This window comes from Thiohalobacter sp., from assembly GCF_027000115.1.
Lineage (GTDB): Bacteria > Pseudomonadota > Gammaproteobacteria > Thiohalobacterales > Thiohalobacteraceae > JALTON01.
Window position 1 is genome coordinate 37,065 of sequence record NZ_JALTON010000061.1, and the last position, 18,457, is coordinate 55,521.

17 protein-coding genes are annotated in these 18,457 nt (G+C 66.7%); 3 read left to right on the forward strand and 14 right to left on the reverse strand.

Annotated elements, in window-relative coordinates; translation table 11 throughout:
* Nucleotides 1-13: 13 nt before the first annotated feature.
* Nucleotides 14-1,297: a putative O-glycosylation ligase, exosortase A system-associated gene (locus tag MVF76_RS12635; protein ID WP_297529683.1), complete on the reverse strand. Its 1,284-nt coding sequence runs from the start codon at nt 1,295-1,297 to the stop codon at nt 14-16.
* 266 nt (nt 1,298-1,563) lie between these two features.
* On the opposite strand from MVF76_RS12635, the gene MVF76_RS12640 reads away from it, so the two are divergent.
* On the forward strand, nt 1,564-2,163 hold the full coding sequence (locus MVF76_RS12640; protein ID WP_297529685.1) for a tetratricopeptide repeat protein: 600 nt from the start codon (nt 1,564-1,566) through the stop codon (nt 2,161-2,163).
* A gap of 8 nt (nt 2,164-2,171) precedes the next feature.
* Nucleotides 2,172-3,161, forward strand: coding sequence for a hypothetical protein (locus tag MVF76_RS12645; protein ID WP_297529687.1), 990 nt, complete (start codon nt 2,172-2,174; stop codon nt 3,159-3,161).
* On the opposite strand, the gene MVF76_RS12650 is transcribed toward MVF76_RS12645, so the two are convergent.
* From MVF76_RS12650 to MVF76_RS12700, 11 genes are read right to left on the reverse strand one after another with little or no spacing between them, the layout of a single operon-like run.
* Nucleotides 3,119-3,847 (reverse strand): hypothetical protein, encoded by a 729-nt coding sequence (locus MVF76_RS12650; protein ID WP_297529689.1) that lies wholly within the window; start codon nt 3,845-3,847, stop codon nt 3,119-3,121. The genes MVF76_RS12645 and MVF76_RS12650 overlap by 43 nt on opposite strands.
* A gap of 3 nt (nt 3,848-3,850) precedes the next feature.
* Complete coding sequence (locus MVF76_RS12655; RefSeq protein WP_297529691.1) at nt 3,851-4,774, reverse strand: sulfotransferase family protein; 924 nt, start codon at nt 4,772-4,774, stop codon at nt 3,851-3,853.
* Nucleotides 4,744-6,849: a sulfatase family protein gene (locus tag MVF76_RS12660; RefSeq protein WP_297529693.1), complete on the reverse strand. Its 2,106-nt coding sequence runs from the start codon at nt 6,847-6,849 to the stop codon at nt 4,744-4,746. The genes MVF76_RS12655 and MVF76_RS12660 overlap by 31 nt, the downstream gene beginning before the upstream one ends.
* Nucleotides 6,846-7,772 carry a glycosyltransferase family 2 protein gene (locus MVF76_RS12665; protein WP_297529695.1) on the reverse strand — a complete coding sequence of 309 codons (927 nt, stop codon included), beginning with the start codon at nt 7,770-7,772 and terminating at the stop codon, nt 6,846-6,848. Before MVF76_RS12665 ends, MVF76_RS12660 begins: the two co-directional genes overlap by 4 nt.
* A complete protein-coding gene (locus MVF76_RS12670; protein ID WP_297529697.1) occupies nt 7,769-8,704 on the reverse strand; it encodes a glycosyltransferase in 936 nt (311 codons plus the stop codon). Before MVF76_RS12670 ends, MVF76_RS12665 begins: the two co-directional genes overlap by 4 nt.
* A complete protein-coding gene (locus MVF76_RS12675) occupies nt 8,701-9,645 on the reverse strand; it encodes a glycosyltransferase (RefSeq protein WP_297529699.1) in 945 nt (314 codons plus the stop codon). The genes MVF76_RS12670 and MVF76_RS12675 overlap by 4 nt, the downstream gene beginning before the upstream one ends.
* Nucleotides 9,642-10,415 (reverse strand): polysaccharide deacetylase family protein, encoded by a 774-nt coding sequence (locus tag MVF76_RS12680; RefSeq protein ID WP_297529701.1) that lies wholly within the window; start codon nt 10,413-10,415, stop codon nt 9,642-9,644. The genes MVF76_RS12675 and MVF76_RS12680 overlap by 4 nt, the downstream gene beginning before the upstream one ends.
* Before the next feature lie 6 nt (nt 10,416-10,421).
* Entirely contained in the window at nt 10,422-11,228 is an 807-nt protein-coding gene (locus MVF76_RS12685) for a sulfotransferase family protein (protein ID WP_297529703.1), read from the reverse strand.
* A complete protein-coding gene (locus tag MVF76_RS12690; RefSeq protein WP_297529705.1) occupies nt 11,225-12,541 on the reverse strand; it encodes a sulfotransferase family protein in 1,317 nt (438 codons plus the stop codon). The genes MVF76_RS12685 and MVF76_RS12690 overlap by 4 nt, the downstream gene beginning before the upstream one ends.
* Complete coding sequence (locus tag MVF76_RS12695) at nt 12,538-14,052, reverse strand: lipopolysaccharide biosynthesis protein (protein WP_297529707.1); 1,515 nt, start codon at nt 14,050-14,052, stop codon at nt 12,538-12,540. Before MVF76_RS12695 ends, MVF76_RS12690 begins: the two co-directional genes overlap by 4 nt.
* A gap of 19 nt (nt 14,053-14,071) precedes the next feature.
* Entirely contained in the window at nt 14,072-15,043 is a 972-nt protein-coding gene (locus MVF76_RS12700; protein ID WP_297529709.1) for a sulfotransferase, read from the reverse strand.
* A gap of 221 nt (nt 15,044-15,264) precedes the next feature.
* Here MVF76_RS12700 and MVF76_RS12705 point away from each other — a divergent pair, with 221 nt between their 5' ends.
* A complete protein-coding gene (locus tag MVF76_RS12705) occupies nt 15,265-16,245 on the forward strand; it encodes a sulfotransferase family protein (RefSeq protein ID WP_297529711.1) in 981 nt (326 codons plus the stop codon).
* Here the strand turns inward: MVF76_RS12705 and MVF76_RS12710 are convergent.
* Both MVF76_RS12710 and MVF76_RS12715 read right to left on the reverse strand, forming a co-directional pair.
* On the reverse strand, nt 16,235-17,479 hold the full coding sequence (locus MVF76_RS12710; protein WP_297529713.1) for a glycosyltransferase family 4 protein: 1,245 nt from the start codon (nt 17,477-17,479) through the stop codon (nt 16,235-16,237). The two genes, MVF76_RS12705 and MVF76_RS12710, sit on opposite strands and share 11 nt — an antisense overlap.
* Nucleotides 17,476-18,441: a glycosyltransferase gene (locus tag MVF76_RS12715; RefSeq protein WP_297529715.1), complete on the reverse strand. Its 966-nt coding sequence runs from the start codon at nt 18,439-18,441 to the stop codon at nt 17,476-17,478. Before MVF76_RS12715 ends, MVF76_RS12710 begins: the two co-directional genes overlap by 4 nt.
* Nucleotides 18,442-18,457 lie beyond the last annotated feature (16 nt).

Here is an 18,457-nt window from a genome sequence, read left to right on the forward strand (position 1 = left end):
CCTTTCCTCTTGTTCAGCCAGTGCTGCCGATGCGCCCGGTGTTGGCGGGCCGAGCGACCTCGACGGGTACAGCGACGGGTTCCGGAGTTTCCAGTTCCTCCATCACGAATTTTTTGAACAGCACCGAGATGAAGACCAGATGGTAGAAGATGTCCCAGTAGGACAGCCCCAGGAACAGGGTGCCGACCGCGTAGGCGACCAGTGAGGCACGCAGCATCTGTGCCCAGTTATGTGCCCAGGCCATCCGCTCAAGACCGCGTACGCGACGCAGGATGCGCGTGAGACTGATGATGGTTCCGAACAGCAGGGAGAACCAGAGAGCGAAGGCGATGACGCCATGTTCGGCAAGGATTTCGACATAGCTGCTGTGCCAGTCACGACGGGTGACCCAGCGCCAGCCCTCGAAGCCGGCACCCGTGAGGGGGTGGCGCAGGGCATAGTTGATGCCGTCCCGCCAGGCCTCCAGGCGGCCTTGGGCAGAGGCGTCCTCCTGATAGGTCTCCAGGGTTTCCATGCGCTGAAACCAGTGCTCCGGCAGGTAATCGATGCCGAACCAGACGCCAATCGCCAGAACGGGAATGGCGAGATACTTGCGCTTGCTGTGCCACAGCAGCAGGGGTACCAGAACGCCCATGGTCAGCAGCGCGCCGCGACTGTGAGAGGAAATGGCAGCGGCAAAGGCCAGCGGTACTGCTGCCATCAGGGCCAACTTGAGCTTGCGGTTGGTGGTTTCCCTCAACCACAGGATCAGCAGCGGGATGGTCATCAGGGTGGCAATGGCGAAGGCATTGTTTTCGTAGAACTGGGTGCCGGGCGGGCCGTAGACGCGGTGGGAAAAGCCCGTGCCGACCGCCCAGATGCCGCCCTTGACGGCGAGTATGCCGATGGACGCGGCGATGGTGAGAATGAGGTAGTAGAGCTTCTGTCGGGTATTGATGAGCCACAGGGTGAAGATGAAGGGCAGGTAGATCTTGCTGACCTCGATCAGCTTCAGCCAGGCGAACTTGGGTACCAGCGCGTTGAGCGTGGTGATGAGGAAGTAGGCCCAGAGGATGAAGAAGGCGGGGATGCGCCAGTCCCTGGGCAGTGGCTGACGATCCCTGCCATTGACCAGGAAGGCCGCCACCACGGCGATGAACAGGGTCTGGTAGGCGGGGAACTGGCGCATGAAGCCCCAGGTATAGCTGTGGGGATTCATGTAACTGAATACCGCCAGCCCGAGAACGCCCAGCCAGGGGCGCCGGAATGCGGCAATGATGCACCCCACCAGAAACAGCAGAACTGCAACGTCACGCATGGATCGTCAGGTCCGGTTCCATGGCAAGGGTTTCCCTCGGGGGCTCGGTAAGAGTCGAGTCAGGCATCCTGCCAATAAATTCATTTATTACAATACCTTATTGTACATTCTTAAGGCAAGAAGTCATGTCGGATACAGCAGTTGTACTGCTGTTTCTCCAGTTGATCGGCCGGCCCGCGTCAAGCTGAAACGTGGGGCAGCGACCGCCAGCGGCCATGCTACCATGGCAGGCAGGGATTCGAATCATTATCGAAAACGGAAGGGCGATGTCGAGGATACTGAAACAGGGCAAGACGACCATGAGGGCGATGATCGCGGGGCTTGGGTTGTTGCTGCTCGCGCCCTCGGCGCAGGCCGAGTTTCCAAAGACGGATGCGGACTTCGCGCTGTTGCCGCCCTACTGCAAGGCCAAGATGCGAACCGAGCGCAAGTCGCCCCAGTGGTCCATGTGGAACCGGCGGCTGGCGGGGGGGTTCACCCATATCCACCACTACTGCGCCGCGCTGCACACGCTGAACCAGGCCAACCGGATCTCCAATCCGCAGCGCAAGAAGGAGTTGATGCGCTCGGCTTTGAAGAACTTCGAATACGTGGAGACGCACGCTGACGAGGATTTCATTCTTCGTCCGGAAATTTCGGTCAAAAAGGGCAAGCTTCTGATCCGCATGGGACGTGCAAACGAGGCACTGAACGCCTTCCAGGATGCCATTCGGCGCAAGCCGAACTACAGCCCGGCCTACATGGCCCTGGCGGATTTCTACGAGTCGGTCGGCGATAAGGACAAGGCGCTGGCGGTCGTCAGGGAGGGGCTGGCCAAGGCGCCCAACTCACGGGGCCTGCGACGGCGCCTCAGGGAACTGCAGTAGCAGACGCCATGCGGGCATGGCATTCCCGGTTGCGCAAGGCAGGCCGTCAGTTGCTTGCGCACGGGCTGCCCGCGCCGAGGCCAGGGCACAGGGTGGCCGTGGTCGGCCTTCCGCGCAGTGGTACCTCCTGGTTGGCCAAGGCCCTGTCGCTCGGCCCGGGTGTCAGTTACTACTTCGAACCGGACGTGCTGCTGCCGGCCAATCCCCTTTATCGCTATCTGCCGCCCGAGGCGGACGAACCCGTGCTGGAACGGGCCCTTGCCGATCACCTCGACGGTCGCGCGGTGGACGAGTACGTGATCGCGGAACAGGGGCTGCGAGAGCTGCTGGCCCGTCCGCGAGCCCGGATCGTGCTGGTCAAGTGGGTGCGGACAGGGTTGATGCTGGAGTGGATCGGCGCCTGCTTTCCGGGCCTGTCCCTGGTACAGATTGTCCGCCATCCGGTACCGCTGTTCCTGAGCTGGCGCCAGCGAGGGTGGGACCCCGAGTTCAATCTGCGGCAACTCTTGTCCCAGCGGGCACTGATGGCGGGTCCCCTGGCCCCCTTTGCCGATACCATGTGCCACGCGGTGGGTTTCTGGGAGCAGGCAGCCGCGTTCTGGGGGGCGATGACCTGGATGCAGTATCGCGCCCATCGTCCTCCCTGGCTGCTGGTCGAACACGAATGGATCTGCCTCGATGCGGAGCCACGTATCAGGCTGCTGGCCGGGCTGCTTGGCCTGCCGGTGGGAGATGGCCTGGCGCAATTTCTCTCGCCGCGGCGCAACAGGGTGAGCGGGCCGGGTTACGGGCGTGCCCGCGACCCGGCCGCCGAGGTCTACAAGTGGCAGGATGCGGTTACGGCGGTCGAGCTGGACTCGGTGGCAGGCGTTCTGGAGGTCTTCGGACTGCCCTTCTACCCGGGGCTGGAACCGGACCGCTTCGAGGTGCCGGGCAGCCTGTCGGCCCGGGGAAGTCAGGGTTCGCGCACCAGTACCTCATCGAACATGGGTTCATAGGGGGTGTCGGCGTAGTTGGCCTTCAGTGCCTCCAGGTTGGTGACCGACTCGCGCAGGTCATCGCTGGTATTTTTGAACGTCTGGGCGCGGGTATCGCGATGGGGGACACCAAGAAACTCGAGCACGCGCTGCTTGAGGGCGACTTCGTCGATCAGGATGTCTTCGTAGAAGATATCCAGGCGCGGGAGATCGAGCTGTTCCACGAAGGACTCCAGTTCGGCATCCAACCGCTCCCGTTCCCGCAACAGCCGATCGAACAGCGCCGTCGGGATTGCCACTGGTGGCAGTCGGTCCTGCTGGCGATAGGCGTTGTAGTGATTGGTGCGTTCCTTGAGCATGCGTGACCGGATCTGGGAAACCACGCACTTGATCCTGTTGCGGCGGCGCATGAACAGCACCCGTGGCCCTTCTGACTGCAACAGTCTGGAGAAGGCCTCGGGATCAGCAATATCACGCAGCTTGGTCTTGAATCCCCTGCAGCCGATCCTGGACACGGGCGGTGCGTGAAACACCTCGCGCACCCAGCGGGCCTGGACATCGTGGCCCCGTGTCCTGAACTGGCGCAGTCCCTCTTTCATGGCGTGGATGCGGGGATGGGCATCGAGCAGGGTGGTCAGGTAGCTGCTGCCGGTGCGCCCCTCGAACAGCAATACGTAGCGGGTACAGCGGGAGGATGTATAGAACATCGTTCAGTCTCCACTGCCGGCACGTCGCGGCGAGGCGGGTTGACCCAGGCTGGTGGCCCATTCCGGGAATTCCCGCCCCAGGAGAGACTCCAGTTCACGGATCCAGGGCTGGACGCGGGGGCGCAGATGCTCGATCACGGGCTCGATCGGCTCCCGGCCGCGATCGAACTCGCGCACTGCGAGACGGCGGCCCAGCGCGCGCACCGGTGCCGGCACCACCCGTGAAGCGACATCCCAGAAGCGGCTGAAGCGCAGCCGGTTCAGCCAGCCTTCTCCGCGTGGTTTCACGAACCGTGCGGCGCCGGCATTGTAGCTCCGGCCGCAATTCTCGGGCGTGAAGTCCGGGTCGACGCCCAGCCAGGAAAAGATCTCGCGCAGCCGGGTATCGGGATCGGCGACCAGGGCCTCGAAGGTCATGGTCAGGATCCGGTCCCGCGGGAAGCGGGCGAACCAGGGTTCGAGTTGCATGGGGTAATTGGAGACGTGGAGGTACTGGGGATTCCGCTGCACGGCCTCCAGCATGGGCCGGTCCTCGTCATGGGACATGACCATGTGCCAGTAATGGCTGATGATCCGCTCGATGGGGTCACGCATCAGATAGATCAGGCGCGCGTCCGGGCAATGCTCCGCCAGCCGTTCCGCCGCGCCCTGGAAACGGGGCAGCTTGGTGTAGTGCGTGCTGGACTCGCCCCGATAGCGGCAGGATTCGCCGCCGCCGAACAGCGACAGGTACCAGTCCTCGCCCCGGCCCCAGGTGAACTCTTTCAGAAAGTACCCCGGTTCCTTCTGCCGGCTCATAAAGATCTCGGGATGGGCATCCAGATAGGCATGCAGCGAGCTGGTGCCCGATTTCATGGCGCCGATGATGAACAGGTTGGGTCTTCTGGGATCGTCCTTCATGTCGAGTGCCGTCCCCCTTTGCGCCATGATAACAGTTCCGCGCGCAGGGACTCGACGAGTTCGGGGTGTTCGGGGGCGATATCCCTTCGGCAGTGCGGATCCGTCTCCAGGTCGTACAGCCGGAAACAGTCCCCTGAGGCCAGCGGCAGGCAAACCAGCTTCCACCGCCCTCGGCGAATCATGGTGTCCTTGGCCCGCATCACCCGTTCACGGTACTCGGCCTTGATGGACAGGGTGCCGGTCCGGGGATCGGGCACGTCCAGCAGTTCGAGCAGGTTGGGATAGTCGAGGTGGTCGGGATGGCGGCCGGGCACCTGCCCCAGCCAGATGCCCGTTTCCTGGAAGGCAGGCAAGTCGGGCAGCGGGCCACCGCGCCATGCCGGCAACAGGCTGACACCCTCCAGTCCCGGTGGCGCCGGGATCTCGAGCAGTTCCAGCAGGGTGGGCAGCAGGTCGACGCTGCGGGTGATGCCTTCTATGACCTTGCCCTCGGGGTGGCGCGGATCGTGGATGATGAGCGGAACGCGCGCACCCGGATCGTCGCCGAGGATGGTGTTGCCCTGTCCCCAGGTCTCGTTCTCGAAGAAGTCCACGCCATGATCGCTGTAGATGACCACCAGGGTGTTGTCGGCCAGACCGGTGTTGCGCAGGTGGCGCAGGATGGCGTTGACCTCGTCGTCGAAGGCGCGCACACAGCCGTCGTAGAGATTGAGAATCTGCTCGACGTCGAAACAGGATTCGGGCGCCTCCTGCTTGGCGATGATCTCGTTGGGGTCGCGCAGCGTGGTCATGACGAACTTGGACTCGCCGGCGTAGTCGGGGTCGGCATAGCGCTGGTACCAGGGATACTCGGATCCGAAGGGCACATGGGTGGTGCCCATGAACAGGTTGAGCATGAAGGGCTGTCCCGACCGCGCCAGCCGGCTGAGCGTCTCCCGTGTCCGGTGGCCCAGATGCCGGGTGAGCGGCACGCCGGCCAGGAAATAGAGTTCAGGCAGAAATCTGCGCCCGTAGCGGTTGTGGGTGAACAGGCTCAGGAACAGGCGCAGGTCCATGGGGCCCTGACGGATGTAGTACCTGATGTTCCACTGGTCCTCGGGGGTATCCGTCACGTCAAAGCCGAAATCCAGCTTGCCGAGGTCGGCCCCGGACCAGTCGGCGATGGCCAGGCTGCGGTAGCCATGCTGGCCGAGCAGGCGGGGCAGGGCGGTGTCGGGCAGGCCGGTTTCGTCGTCGGCGACGAAATTGTCGCGGATGCCGTGGGTCACGGGCCAGGTGCCGGTGAACAGGCTGGCCAGGCTGGCGGCGGTGCGTCCCAGGGGCACGTAGCAGTTGCTCAGCCTCAGGCTGCGGGCGGCGAGCCGGTCCAGGGTCGGCGTTAGCGCGCGGCGGTAGCCTTCCCCGCCCAGCCGGTCTGCGCGCAGGGTGTCGGCGCCGATCAGCAGCAGATTGGGCCGGTCAGGGGCCGGGTCGGCGTCGGTCGCGGGCGGCAGGGGCGCGGCGCCAGGACGACGGCCACCGGCCCAGGCCATCGTCGCCGGCAGCGCGGCCGCCGCGAACAGGAGCAGGGCCTCGGCGAGCCGCCCGCTCCGGATCATCCCGCCCAGTGCGGCCAGGAAGGGCACCAGCCAGGCCAGTGCGACAAGGACTGCAAGCAGCCGCAGGCGCACCGGCGAGAGCAGGTGCCAGAGGCCGTAGAGGCGCTGGTAGCGGTACTGCCAGGACATGAGCAGGCTGCTGGGGAGGTAGAGCAGGTGGCGCAGGAACTGCAGGCCGGCGAGCGTGCCAAGGCTCAGCAGGGCGGCGAGTACCGTCATCGGCAGCGATGGAGGCAGCAGGCCCCCGGAGACCAGGGCGGCATGGAGCAGGGCGCCGGGCCAGGCCAGCAGGGACGCGAGCAGCAAGGCATGCAGGGCCAGCCGCAGCACCGAACGCAGGGTATAGCCGAAATAGTGCGCCAGGATTTCCTCGCGCAGGCGCGGCCCGCCACGGGTGTAGTGCAGGGTGGACTTGAGCAGCAACAGCAGGGTGAACGCCGCCGACACGCCCAGTGTTGCCAGCAGGGCGTCCGTCAGGGCGGTCGTCGCGGCAAGGCCGTTCATGTTGCCTGCCTCCGGGCACGATCGGACGCGCCGCGCATCTCGCCCAGGGCCGCTGCCAGCCGGACCAGATAAAAGCGCCGGCGGCTTGCCGACAGACTGGCCAGGGCCTGCAGACCGTAGATGGCGACCTTCTTCCACATGTAACGCTGGATGCCGGTCGGTCCCCGGCGGGCGATGCGTACCGAGGAGCGGCTGCGCTGGAAGGCCTTGGCGACGAGTTCGCGCAGTCGCAGGCGCTCGGCCTCCACGGCGTGGTACTGGAGGATGCGCGGCTCGTACCGGAGCCTGATCCCCAGCGCGAGCGCCCGCCGCAGGTAGTCGATGTCCTCGCCGCCGAGCAGGTCATGGCCGTGAGGCCCCAGCTCCACGGCAAACTCACCGACCCGTTCCAGCACCTCCCGGCGCGCGATGATGTCGCCCCCGGGCGGCAACACGTCGTCGGGATCCAGGTCACGGGCGGCGTCGCCGGCATCGAAGCTGGCCACGGGCGGGGGATAGATGCGCCATGGCCCGGTGTCGTGCACCCACGCCGGTTCGCTGCCATCCCAGTCGGGCAAAAGCCGCCCGCACAGGATGCCGGCGTCGGCATGTCGTTCGAGCGCGGCGCAGGTCTCGACCAGGAAGTCGGGCGCGACGCGCTGGTCGTCGTCGACGAAGGCTGCGGCGTCTTTCTGGAGCAGGGCCAGGGCGCGATTGAGGGCCCGGGACTTGCCGGGCAGCGGCTCCTCGATCCAGTGCAGGGGGAAGGGAGTGCCCGCACCGGCGCGGGCGCGCAGACGCTCGGCGGTGTCGTCGCCACAGGCATTGGCCACCACCAGGATGTCGACCGGCGCGGCCGGAGGCTCGGCCTGCATGAGTGCGTCGAGGGTGCGGTCGAGCGATTCGGCCCGGTCGTGGGTACAAATGACGACTGTGAGTCTCATGCCCCTTGCCCCCGCGCGCGCTGCCAGTGGCCCGCAATCAGGCCGGCGGCATGGGTCAGGTTCATGGCCTGGCGCAGGCAGCCCGCGCGGCGGCTGAACAGGCAACCGAGCGTACGCCCGGCCTGGCGCAGCAGTTGCGGAAACAGGAAGCGCGGCACGCCCAGCCAGCGGACCGCGGGGGAGTCCGGCCCGTACAGGCCCTGCTTGCGGCCCGATTCATAGTGCAGCGCGAGAAAGTAGCGCCTCCGGAGCCGCCAGGGCTCTACAGCGTGATCCACCACCATGCCGGGACAATAGCCCAGCCGCAGTCCGCGTTCGAGCATGGCCTCGAACATGCGGATGTCCTCGCCGCCGCCGACGGCCTTGCCGGCACGGTTGTAGCGCAGGTCGAAGCGCAGATCCGGATGTTCGCGGAAGAGCCGCATGCGATAGGCGATGTTGGCGGTCCAGACCGGATGATCGGCGTCCTCGATGCGGAAGGGCGTATCGCCGTAGTCCACCTCGGCGAGAAAGCCCAGCAGCTCGTCGCCGAGCCAGCCCGGCCGGGACAGCCCGGAAAAATCCACATGAACGCGGCCGCCGACGCAGTCGAGTTGTTCCTCGTCGAGGCACGCCAGCGCCGCCGACAGCAGCCCGGGGCGGGGCAGTTCGTCGTCGTCGATGAACACCAGAAAGTCGCGCTCGGCCGCTTCGTCCAGCGCCCGGTTGCGGGCGTGGCTGATGCCCTGGCGTGTCTCGCGTACCACGCGCAGTGGGGGGCCCGGCTGCGCGGCGAGTGTTTCCAGTACCCGCGGGGTGTTGTCGCTGCTGTTGTTGTCGATGACGAGGATCTCGAAGGGCAAGGGGCATGCCTGCGCGCGCATGGCGGCGATCAGCGCGGGCAGGCGCGCGGCCCGATTGTAGGTGCAGACGGCATAGCTCAGCCGGATCATGCCGGCCTCCGGTCCCGGCCCGCCAGCAGGCGGGCATGCAGCGGGCGCGGCAGCAGCGCGGGCAGGGCGTGGCGCAGATCGGCCGGTCGCAGGCAGCCCCGCGCCAGCGCGAACCGGAACAGGTCGCGCGCCGCGTCCAGGTCGCGTTCCCAGTAGGCCTCGTAGGTACGGCGCCGCAGCCCGGCGCAGATGATGCCCCGCGCCCGGCGCCGGCCCAGCCGCTCGGCCACCTCGGGGTGGCGTGCCAGGAAGGCGGTCTGGACCCGGTACTGGTCCCGGGCCAGTCGGGTGCGGTCCGCGGTGGCCTGGCCGCCGCCGTGATGACGGTAGAAGGCCAGCACCTCGGGTACCCGCACCAGTCTCCCGCGCGCGGCGACCTCCAGCCACAGCGCATAGTCCTCCGAAGTCGCCAGGGTCTCGTCGAAGCCGCCGGCCTCGCGTACGGCCCGGGTTTTAACCAGCACGGCATGGATGGGCCAGGGGCAGGCCGTGAGCAGGTGCGCGTCGCGATCATCGGTTTCATAATCGGGTGGCACGTAGGGCTCGCCCGCCTTGCCCGGCAGGCCGACATTCTGCCAGCCGCAGTAGGCTATCAACGCGCCCGGTGCCGCATCCAGCGCCGCCGAGAGGCGTTCCAGCAGGGTCGGCGCCCACCAGTCGTCGGCGTCCAGAAAGGCCAGTCGTGCGCCCCGTGCGGCGGCAATGGCGCGGTTGCGCGCGGCGGACACCCCGGCATTGTCCTGGCGCAGCAGCCGTATCCGCGGATCCTCGCAGGCGGCGATCCGCGCCGCGGAATCGTCCCGGCTGCCGTCATCCACCACGACGAGTTCCCAGTCATCGAAGGTCTGGGCGAGGACCGACTGCAGGGCCTCCGCCACGTGCGCCCCACAGTTGTAGCAGGGCATCAGCACACTGATGGCCGGTGCGGACGTGCCGTTCATGAGGCCAAACCCGTTCGCTGCAGGGCATAGCGCAACAGCCGGCGCCAGCTGCCGTCGTTGCCGGCCAGCGCGATCTTGCGCGCAAAGCGGCCGAGGTCGTCCGTGCCCTCGATGGTGATGCGACGGATGCGCAGGGGATCGGCTGCGGCATTGGCCGTGCCGGCCGCTGTGGTAAAGCCAAGCCGATAACCGGCCCGACCGGCTGCGGCCACCACCCGGTCATCGAAGCGGCCATAGGGGTAGGCGATGGCCTCGACGTTTCGATCCAGGCATTCGCCCAGATGCCGTCTGGACCGCTCGAGTTCCCGTGCCAGGCTGGCCTCGTCCAGGTCCGTCAATCGCGGATGGGTGGCGCTGTGCGAGCCGAATTCCATGCCGGCCTCGGCCATCGCCCGCAGCTCGTCAAGGCCGAGCAGGGCGGCGCCCTGTCCAGGCTCGTCCCAGTCCGCCTGCCCGCCGACGCGGTCGCTGACCAGGAACCAGGCGGCGCTGAAGCCGAGGTCCGCAAGCAGGCGCGCCGCGTCGAAGGTGTCGCGATAGCCGTCGTCGAAGGTAATGCAGACTCCGCCGGGGGCAGGAGGCCGTTCGAGCTCCGACAGGCGCAGCGTGTAGTGACCGCTGTCGCGCAGCAGCCGTATCTGCTCGGCGAAGGCCTGTCGCGATACCCGCCAGCGGCTCACCTGTTCCCCGGCATCGGCGATGCCGTGGTACATCAGCACCAGGGGTTCGCTGCGGGGGCGGGACAGCAGGCGGCGGGTGAGGGGGTCCATCGGCGATCAGCGCGGACGGTAGCCGTGCGCCCGCATTTCGCGGGCCAGAATGCGCAGTGCCAGGCGCCGTTCCCAGAAACTGAGCTCGGCATCGTTGGCCGGGGACCAGTCGGCACGGCTGGATGCAAGAAAGTCCGCCGGCGGCAATGGCATGTCCAGATAATCGCACAGGATCTGCAACGCATCCGAATCCTGGCGCAGGTCCTCGTAGCGCACCAGGTGGCCGAAGTCGGCTGCGCGGAACTCACGGGCCAGCCGGACCCAGTGCTCGGCAAAGAACCGCGGCCGGTTGCGGCTCTCGGGCAGGGACATCCAGTTGCGGCGCTTGATCGACAGCAGGCAGTCGAGCGGATTGCGAACCAGGAAGAGGAAGCGTGCATCCGGCCACAGCCGACGCAGGAAGCGTGCGGTTTCGAGGCCGCTGACGACCTCCTTGACACCCCAGCGTTCGAAACCCAGTGCCCGGGCCGGTGCCCCGTAGCAGGTATCGAAAAAGACGCGAAAGGCTGCATCGATCTGCGTGGCGGGAGGGTTCAGTGAGGCTACCCATCGATGTGCGCCCTGTACCGGATCCTGCCGGAATGTCTCGAACTGCTTTTCGCCATTGCCGCCGGCGCCGTGGCGGAACTGCTGATGACCGGGGCCGAGCATCTGTGCATAGCGTTGCGCGGCATCTTCCAGGCTGTTCAGGGCGCCACCAGCCTCGCCCCAGACCAGAATCCGCCCCGAGGCGGTGATCAGTCGCTGCAGGAAGGTGCTGCCGGAGCGCCAGCCGGCGGAAAACACGAATACGGGGCTGTCCTTGTCACTCATTTGCAGTTCGATTCCGGGGTGGCGATCTGCTCGACGCTATCCTTGGGCACACCGAGCTGTCCGGCACACGCGTCCACGTCGGTGCCGGGCGGAACCAGGACGCGTCTGGCGTGGCGTGCCAGGCGTCGGCTGAGGATTCTTTCGACCAGGCCGGCATCCTTTCTTTCATTGGCGGCCATCGCGGAAAAATAGTGAATGGCCACACCGCGCCAGCGTGCCGGCCGTGACCAGAGGCGCCAAAGCCGGCGCAGCCGCGCCATCAGGCCGCTGCCGTCGCGCAGGGGCAGGGGCTCGCCAGTCAGCCACGCATCCGGCAGCTTATCAGGCGCCTGTTCCTGGAGACAACGCAGTTCGACGATCCGGTGGCCGGCATCGCACAGGCCGATTGCGCCCCGGCTCAGGGCATCGCGGTGCTGGCGACGGGGCAAGGGCCAGGCCAGGATCAGGGTCCGGTCGCCGGCAGTGTCCGTGCCCAGGGGATAGCCCCAGTTGACCAGTTCATGCCCGATCAGCCGCTCCGCGCGCAGCAGCTGGTCTTGCGTATAGGTTTCCCGCCAGCGCGCCAGTCGGGCTCGGGTGATGGGCTGGCGGACGAGTTCCTTGTGGTCCTGGCCGGTTTCGATCAGGCCCGTTTCCGACCCATCGGGCAACAGCATGGCCGGCCGATAGTCGAGCCCGAGGAACTGGCAGAGGTGACCGACCGTTTCCTCGGGCGCTTCGACCAGATCCTCGTAGCGTACACTGACCGCTCCGGAATCCCCTGCAAGCTGTCGCCGGGCGCGACCGACCCGCCAGGCCCAGCGCAGCAGATGGGCGTCACGGTCGAGTCTGCTCCATGCCATCCGACTGAGCGAATCGGCAACGTCACGACCATCACGGACCAGGTGGATGATGGGGGCGTTCGGGAAATGCGTCCGCAGCCAGGGGATGAAGCGGACATGGGGTGGCGTCTTTTCAATCCACTCGAACTTGCCGTGCGCTTGGGCGAATTCGTCGCCGATGAGCAGGAACAGGCGTGCATGTCCGGGATAACGGCGTCGCCCATCGCCGGGGAGCGCCGCGAGCCAGCGCTGTGCATCCGGTTGCCACTCGGGGGTGGGCTCCATGCGCGCCGTCATCCATTCCAGCGATGCAGGCCAGTCTCGGGCAAACGTGCGGGGTCCTCCGGGATAGGCGTGCAGCAGTCGAAAGAAGTGCGTTTCCGGCGTCACGCATAGCCGGGGATGCCGGTTCAGTATCGAGGACAACAGCGTGGTGCCGCTGCGGCCTTCACCCACCAGAAAGCCGGGCCGGATGGGGGGGCGCGCCGTCATGTCGCGCGTGTCCGCTTGAGGAGGCGAGCGAGCAGCCGCTGCACCAGTTCGAGGTTGGCCGCAACGACCGGGTCACCGGCCCGCCGCCGGGCCAGCAGATACCAGCTGGCCGAATATCCAGCGCCTATGAGCAGCGACATGGCGAGGAAGTGCGCCGCCCCGGTGGGCGACCAGCCCAGCGCGTCGAAGTGGAGGGCTGCGGCAGCGGTCGGCACCAAGGTGAACAGGGTTGCCAGCAGGGCAGGAGCAATGGCCGAGAGGATGGATTGCCAACCCATCTCCAGATGAGAGCGCTGCATCATGCGTACCAGCAGCACATTGGTTACCAGGATCTTCGCTGAAATGCCGGCGGCCACGCCGATCAGACCCCAGCGAATGCCGACGATCACGGCGACGATGGTCAAAACCAGATTCAGCGCAATGATGGGCGTCTGGCGGGCGATTAGGTTCTGGGCAGCGGCAAGGCTGCTGAGGGTGATCGAGATGACCAGGACAAAGGAACCCAGCGCCAGCAGGCGGAAGGGTTCGGCTGCCGGCAGCCACTTGTCGCCATAGAGGAAATGAATGAAGGCCTCGGCATTGAAGATCAGCCACAGCAGCAGCGGGAATACGGCCGAGGTGACGGCACAGAGTACCTTCTGGAACATCAGCTTCGAATGCGCATGGTCATCCTGTATTCGCGACAGTGCGCCGAATACGAGCTGGTACAGGGGCGTGCAGATGTTGTCCACCGGCAGGCGGGCGATGGCGAAGGCCCGGTTGTAGATGCCCAGAAGATCCAGACCCGCCAGGCGGCCGAGCAGCATGTTGTCCACGCGGTTGGCCGCAAGGCTGAGACTGTTGTTCAGATGCATCCGCCAGCCGAACGAGAACAGCGGACGCAGGGAGCCGGGCGCGAATATCGCTCGGGCATGCCAGCCTGTGATCCGGCCGAGCATGACCGTGGAGAGCGCTGCAGCGAAGATTCCGCCGGCGACGAGGCTGTAGGGACCCAGACCCGCAAATGCGGCAGCGATGCCCACCGCCGTTCCGGAAAACTTGGCAATGATCCGGGTGCGACTGATGACCGGATACTCCATGTCCCTGCGCAGCCGGGTCTCGCTGGTCACCATGAAGGGCGCGAGGAAGAAGGTGATGCACATCAGCTGCATCAGGTCGGCATAACGGGCATCGCGGTAGAAGGCGCTCAGCCAGTCGCTGGCAGCAAACACCGCCAGCGTGCACAGCAGCGCGATTCCCTGCATGACCCAGAAGGCCGACTGCCATTGCTGTTCGTTCACCTCGCGGGCCTGCAACAGTGCCGATGGCAGCCCGAAACGGACCTGGGCAGCGAGCAGGGCCACGTAGGCGCTCACCGCGAAGAAGACACCGAAGTCCGAAGGATCGAGCAGTCGCGCCATGACGATGCCGGCGCCAAACTGGATCAGCGCGCCCAGTCCACCCTGCAGATAGGTCCATGCGGCGCCCTGGCGCAGCTTGTGCCCCAACGGCTGTTGTGGTGGCTGGCTCATTCGGCGTTCCCGGCCTGCATCAGTGCCCTTCTTCCCAGTCACTGTCGGCCGCATACCAGGGGAGGTTGAATGCGGCGAAGGTTCGGCGTAAGCGGCGTGCCTGATCCGGGCTTACCCGGCTGCGCCAGGCGTCGCGCATGGCCAGACTGTCACGGTGGGTGTCATAGGCATCGTTCCGTTCCGGATTCGCCCGGCTCCGCGCCTGCAGCCGTTCCTCCAGCTCTGGTGTCCACTCCAGCCCGGCCCACTCGGCCAGTTCGCGGAAACGGGATGCCGGCTCCGTGCACAGTGCCTCGTAGTGCACCAGCCGGACGTTCTCGTGGCTCTGGACGATCCGGGCGAGCGCGGCCATCGCGGCACCCTGGATCAGGCCCTGCATCGACCAGAAATCCTGCTCGTCGACGGCAGGTCCTGCGATACCGGCCGTCTCCAGGAACCGTCGAGCTTCCCTTGCGTCCTGCTGGCCGGACCAGCCCAGCCGCCGGAAGCTGTCCGCTGTTGCTGCCGGATGGCGTAGCAGAATCAGGCAGCGGGCCCGAAAGGCCTTCAGCAGCCAGTCGGCCGCAAAGGGATTGACCTCCTTGATGACGACTCTTTTGCCACGGCGACATGAGAGCGCCCACTGGGCGGGCATGCGGACAACGCCGGAGATGAAGTCGGGGATGCCGTGGAAGGCCAGCCGGGCGCGAAACGCCTCCCTGGCCGAGACGTTGTCGGCAGTCAGGAAGCGCAATGCGCCCTGCGCCCCGTCGAACTGCAGGGCATGCTGGGTCAGGGGCTCGCGGAGATAGAGGGCATTGCCCGCATGACCCAGAATGTCACCGGCCCAGCTCGAGCCGCTGCGTGGGAGCGAAAGAATCAGCAGCGGCGGAGCCTGTGGTGGCACCAGGCGACCGATCCAGCGGCTCGCCACGCCGAGGCCAGCCCAGTCCACCGGGCTCGGGGAAGCCGGCAGCAGCCGGCCCAGCAGGGGCAGGGTGCGCAAGGCCATGGTCAGAAGCATCCGGCCCGATGGGCCCGGCTGGGGGGGCAATAGGCTGGGCGGAAAGGGTGCGCGGGCATGGACAATGATATGGGCAGCATCGGCTCGCCAGTATACTCAGAGGTGGCATGGCAAGGCGACCTTCCGATCGGGGATCTCGCCGGGACCATGCCCCGTATGGACCGACTGCTTTCCGGCGTGGTTCGCACGAAGCCCAGGCGGCTGGTAGCATGCCATGCTCGCAGGCTTCGGGGAGGTCGTCAGTGTCGTACAGGCAAGCGCCAGGACCGGTGTTCATTGTGGGCGCACCCCGCTCGGGAACGACCCTGTTGCAGTTCATGCTCAGATCGCATCCCGATCTGTCGTTGCCCACGGCCGAGAGCCATTTCATCATTCCGCTGTGGCGGCGACGGGCCGAGTTCGGCGACCTCTCTACCCGTGACGGGGTCAGGAGGGTCCTGGCAGAGATGCAGCGGTTGCGGCCGCGCTTTCTGGCCGAGGATCTGCACGGCGTGCGCTTCGATGTCGAGGCGCTGGCTGCGCGATTTCACCAGGAGGGCCGTGACAGCATACCGGCCCTGATCGACGGGCTGTTCGCGGCCAATGCGGCGGGCGAGGGCAAGTCACGCTGGGGGGACAAGACCCCCTATTATGTCCTCCACCTGCCACTGCTGGCCGAGTTGTTTCCGGATGCCCGCTTTGTTCACATCATCCGCGACGGCCGGGATGCCGCCCTGTCCATGCGGGCTCGGGCCAGGGACCTCAATGTGTACAACCTTTATCACGCCGCCAAGATCTGGGAACAGTACGTCGAGGCGGGCCAGACCGAGGGTGCCCGGCTCGGCCCGCAACGTTACTTCGAGCTTCGCTACGAAGATCTACTGAGCGACCAGGAGGGCAGCGTACGGCGTATCTGCGAATTTCTCGACCTCCCTTTCAGTTCGGCGGTGATCGAGTTCCGCAAAGCGCGCGCCGAGGGGGGCAAGACTCCCCTGCTGGCGCGTGACATCGATGCCGGCAACGCGGAGAAGTGGCGGCAGCGGATGACACCCCGGCAGCTGGCACTGTTCGAGGGTGCGGCAAAGGATACCCTGCTGCGCAATGGTTATCCGCTGGCCACCCCGGCACGGCGGCCGCCATTGCCGGTCCGGGCCGCCCTGCGGGCGCACAACCGCCTGCTGCGCTGGATCAATATCCGCGTCAACGGCTGACGCCGTCTCCTCCCTTTCCCAGCAGCCGGTCGTAGACGGCCTGTACCCGATCGGCGTGGGTCTCCACCGCGAAGGTGGCGAGGGCATGCTCGCGTGCTGCAGCGCCCAGCCGGTGACCCAGTCCGGGGTCGTCGTGCAGGCGGCGGATGCACCGGGCCAGGTCCTCGGCATCACCCGGCCGGAACAGCAGGGCCGTGCGTTCGTGCTCGGCCATTTCCCTGGCGCCGCCATGGGCAGGAGCCACCAGCGGCCGGCCCAGAGCCAGTGATTCGATGACCACCGTCCCGAGCGGTTCGGGCGAGGTGGAGGCAGACACGACCACGTCCAGGCTGTTGTAGACCTCGGGCATGTTCGACTCGTGTCCGGTGAACAGGACCTGCCCCCCGAGTCCCTCCTCGCGTACCCGCTGGTGCAGTTTCTGTTCGTATTCCCGGCAGTCATCCGGGGTGCCGCCGATGATGGCCATGCGCAGTTCCGGCGCGAGGTCTGCCAGCCGCTTCGCTGCGTCGAGAAACAGTTCCTGCCCCTTCCAGGGGATCAGCAGCCCGACCAGTCCCACCACGAAATCGTCCTCGCCGAGGCCGTGTCGGCGGCGGAAGGCCATGCGATCCGTGTCCAGCGGCAGGGCATCCAGTTCGATGCCGTCGTAGATCACGGTGCGCCGTTCCTCGGGCACGCCCAGCCGGCCGATGCCTTCCGAGATCCAGTGCGATACCGGGATGAAGTGGTCCGGCAGGCGGTAGCTCCAGCCCATCATCCGGGAGCCGCTCTGGTCGCCGCGCACATGCTGAACGGCGGGAATGCGCAATATCCGCGCCACCAGCAGCGCAGCACGATTGCACAGGGGCTCGTTGTTGGCGTGAATCAGCGCGGCGCGGGCACGCCAGGATGTCCACAGCAGGCCGAGGAAGAAGGGCAGGAAGTTGGCGACATCATCGAGCCGGGCCAGCAGCTGGTTGAGCACCGCGCCTGCCAGCGGCCGGTCCAGCCAGCCGGATTCGGCCAGCCGGCGCCGCATGCCCACCACGTCGAGGTGGCGATCGGGGATGTGGCGCCAGTCAGCCTCGGCACTGATGCCCTCGTACTCGGGTCCGGTGCGGCCGGTGACCACCAGCGGCCGGTAGCGGGCCGGGTCCAGGTTGCGCACCAGGTGGCGCATGCAGATGGCGGCGCCGCCGTAGCCGATGCCGTTTTCGACATAGACCACGGTGCGCGGTGTCGGGCTCTGGCTCATGAGTCTCCCTTGAGTGTTCGGCGGGCGCGGCGCAGACCTTCGGTCAGCGGCGGGGGCAGGGCGGCCAGCAGCCAGAAGACCGCAGCGCGCGGCGAGGGCCGGCTGCGGAAACTGGCGGCGAAGGCGCGACGCGCCTCGTCACGCTCGTCGTGATTCAGGCGATGGTAGCCCAGAACCCAGCAGGCGCGCGCGATACCGGCCTCGATGTCGATGCCCTGTTCCTCCAGCGCGGGCTGCTCGAAATCGCGCAGCGACTGCATCACCCGCACCAGATCGCGCAGCATGGGTGCCTCGTCGCGGGTGGCATTGGCACCGTGCTGCCGGCGCAGCATCATGACCTCGGGCAGCATGACGATCGGGTGCTGCAGCGCGATGCGTACCCAGAGTTCCAGATCCTCGCCATAGCGGATGTCCGTGCGAAAGCCACCAAGCGCCCTCAGGATGTCGCGCCGGGCCAGTACCGTGCCGGTGGGAATGAAGTTCTTTTCCAGCAGCCGGGCGGCGGCGCGGGGCACCGGGTGCTCGTCGAAGGCCTCGCGCAGGCCGTGCCGGGCGAGGACGGAGTCGCATATGACGGCATCGTGGGCGTCGATTTCACGCATGTCGCCGGCGACGAGCGCTACGTCGGGATGTCGGGCCAGCACCGCGAACTGGCGTTCGAGGCGGTCCGGAAGCCACTGGTCGTCGGCATCCAGGAAGGCAATCCAGTCGCCGCCGGCTGCCTCGATGCCGCGGTTGCGGGCGGCGGAAGGCCCCTGGTTGGACTGTTCGATCAGGCGGATGCCCTCGCCGAGCGCGCGCACCCGCTCCGCGGTGTGGTCGCGGGAGCCATCATCGACCACGATGATTTCGCTGACCGGCACCGTCTGGGCACGGATGCTGGCGATGGCATCGGCGATGAAACCGGCGCTGTTGTACGCGGGGATGACGGCGCTGATGCGCGGTGGCGGGGATTCAGGCAAGGGGTGACCTCGGGCA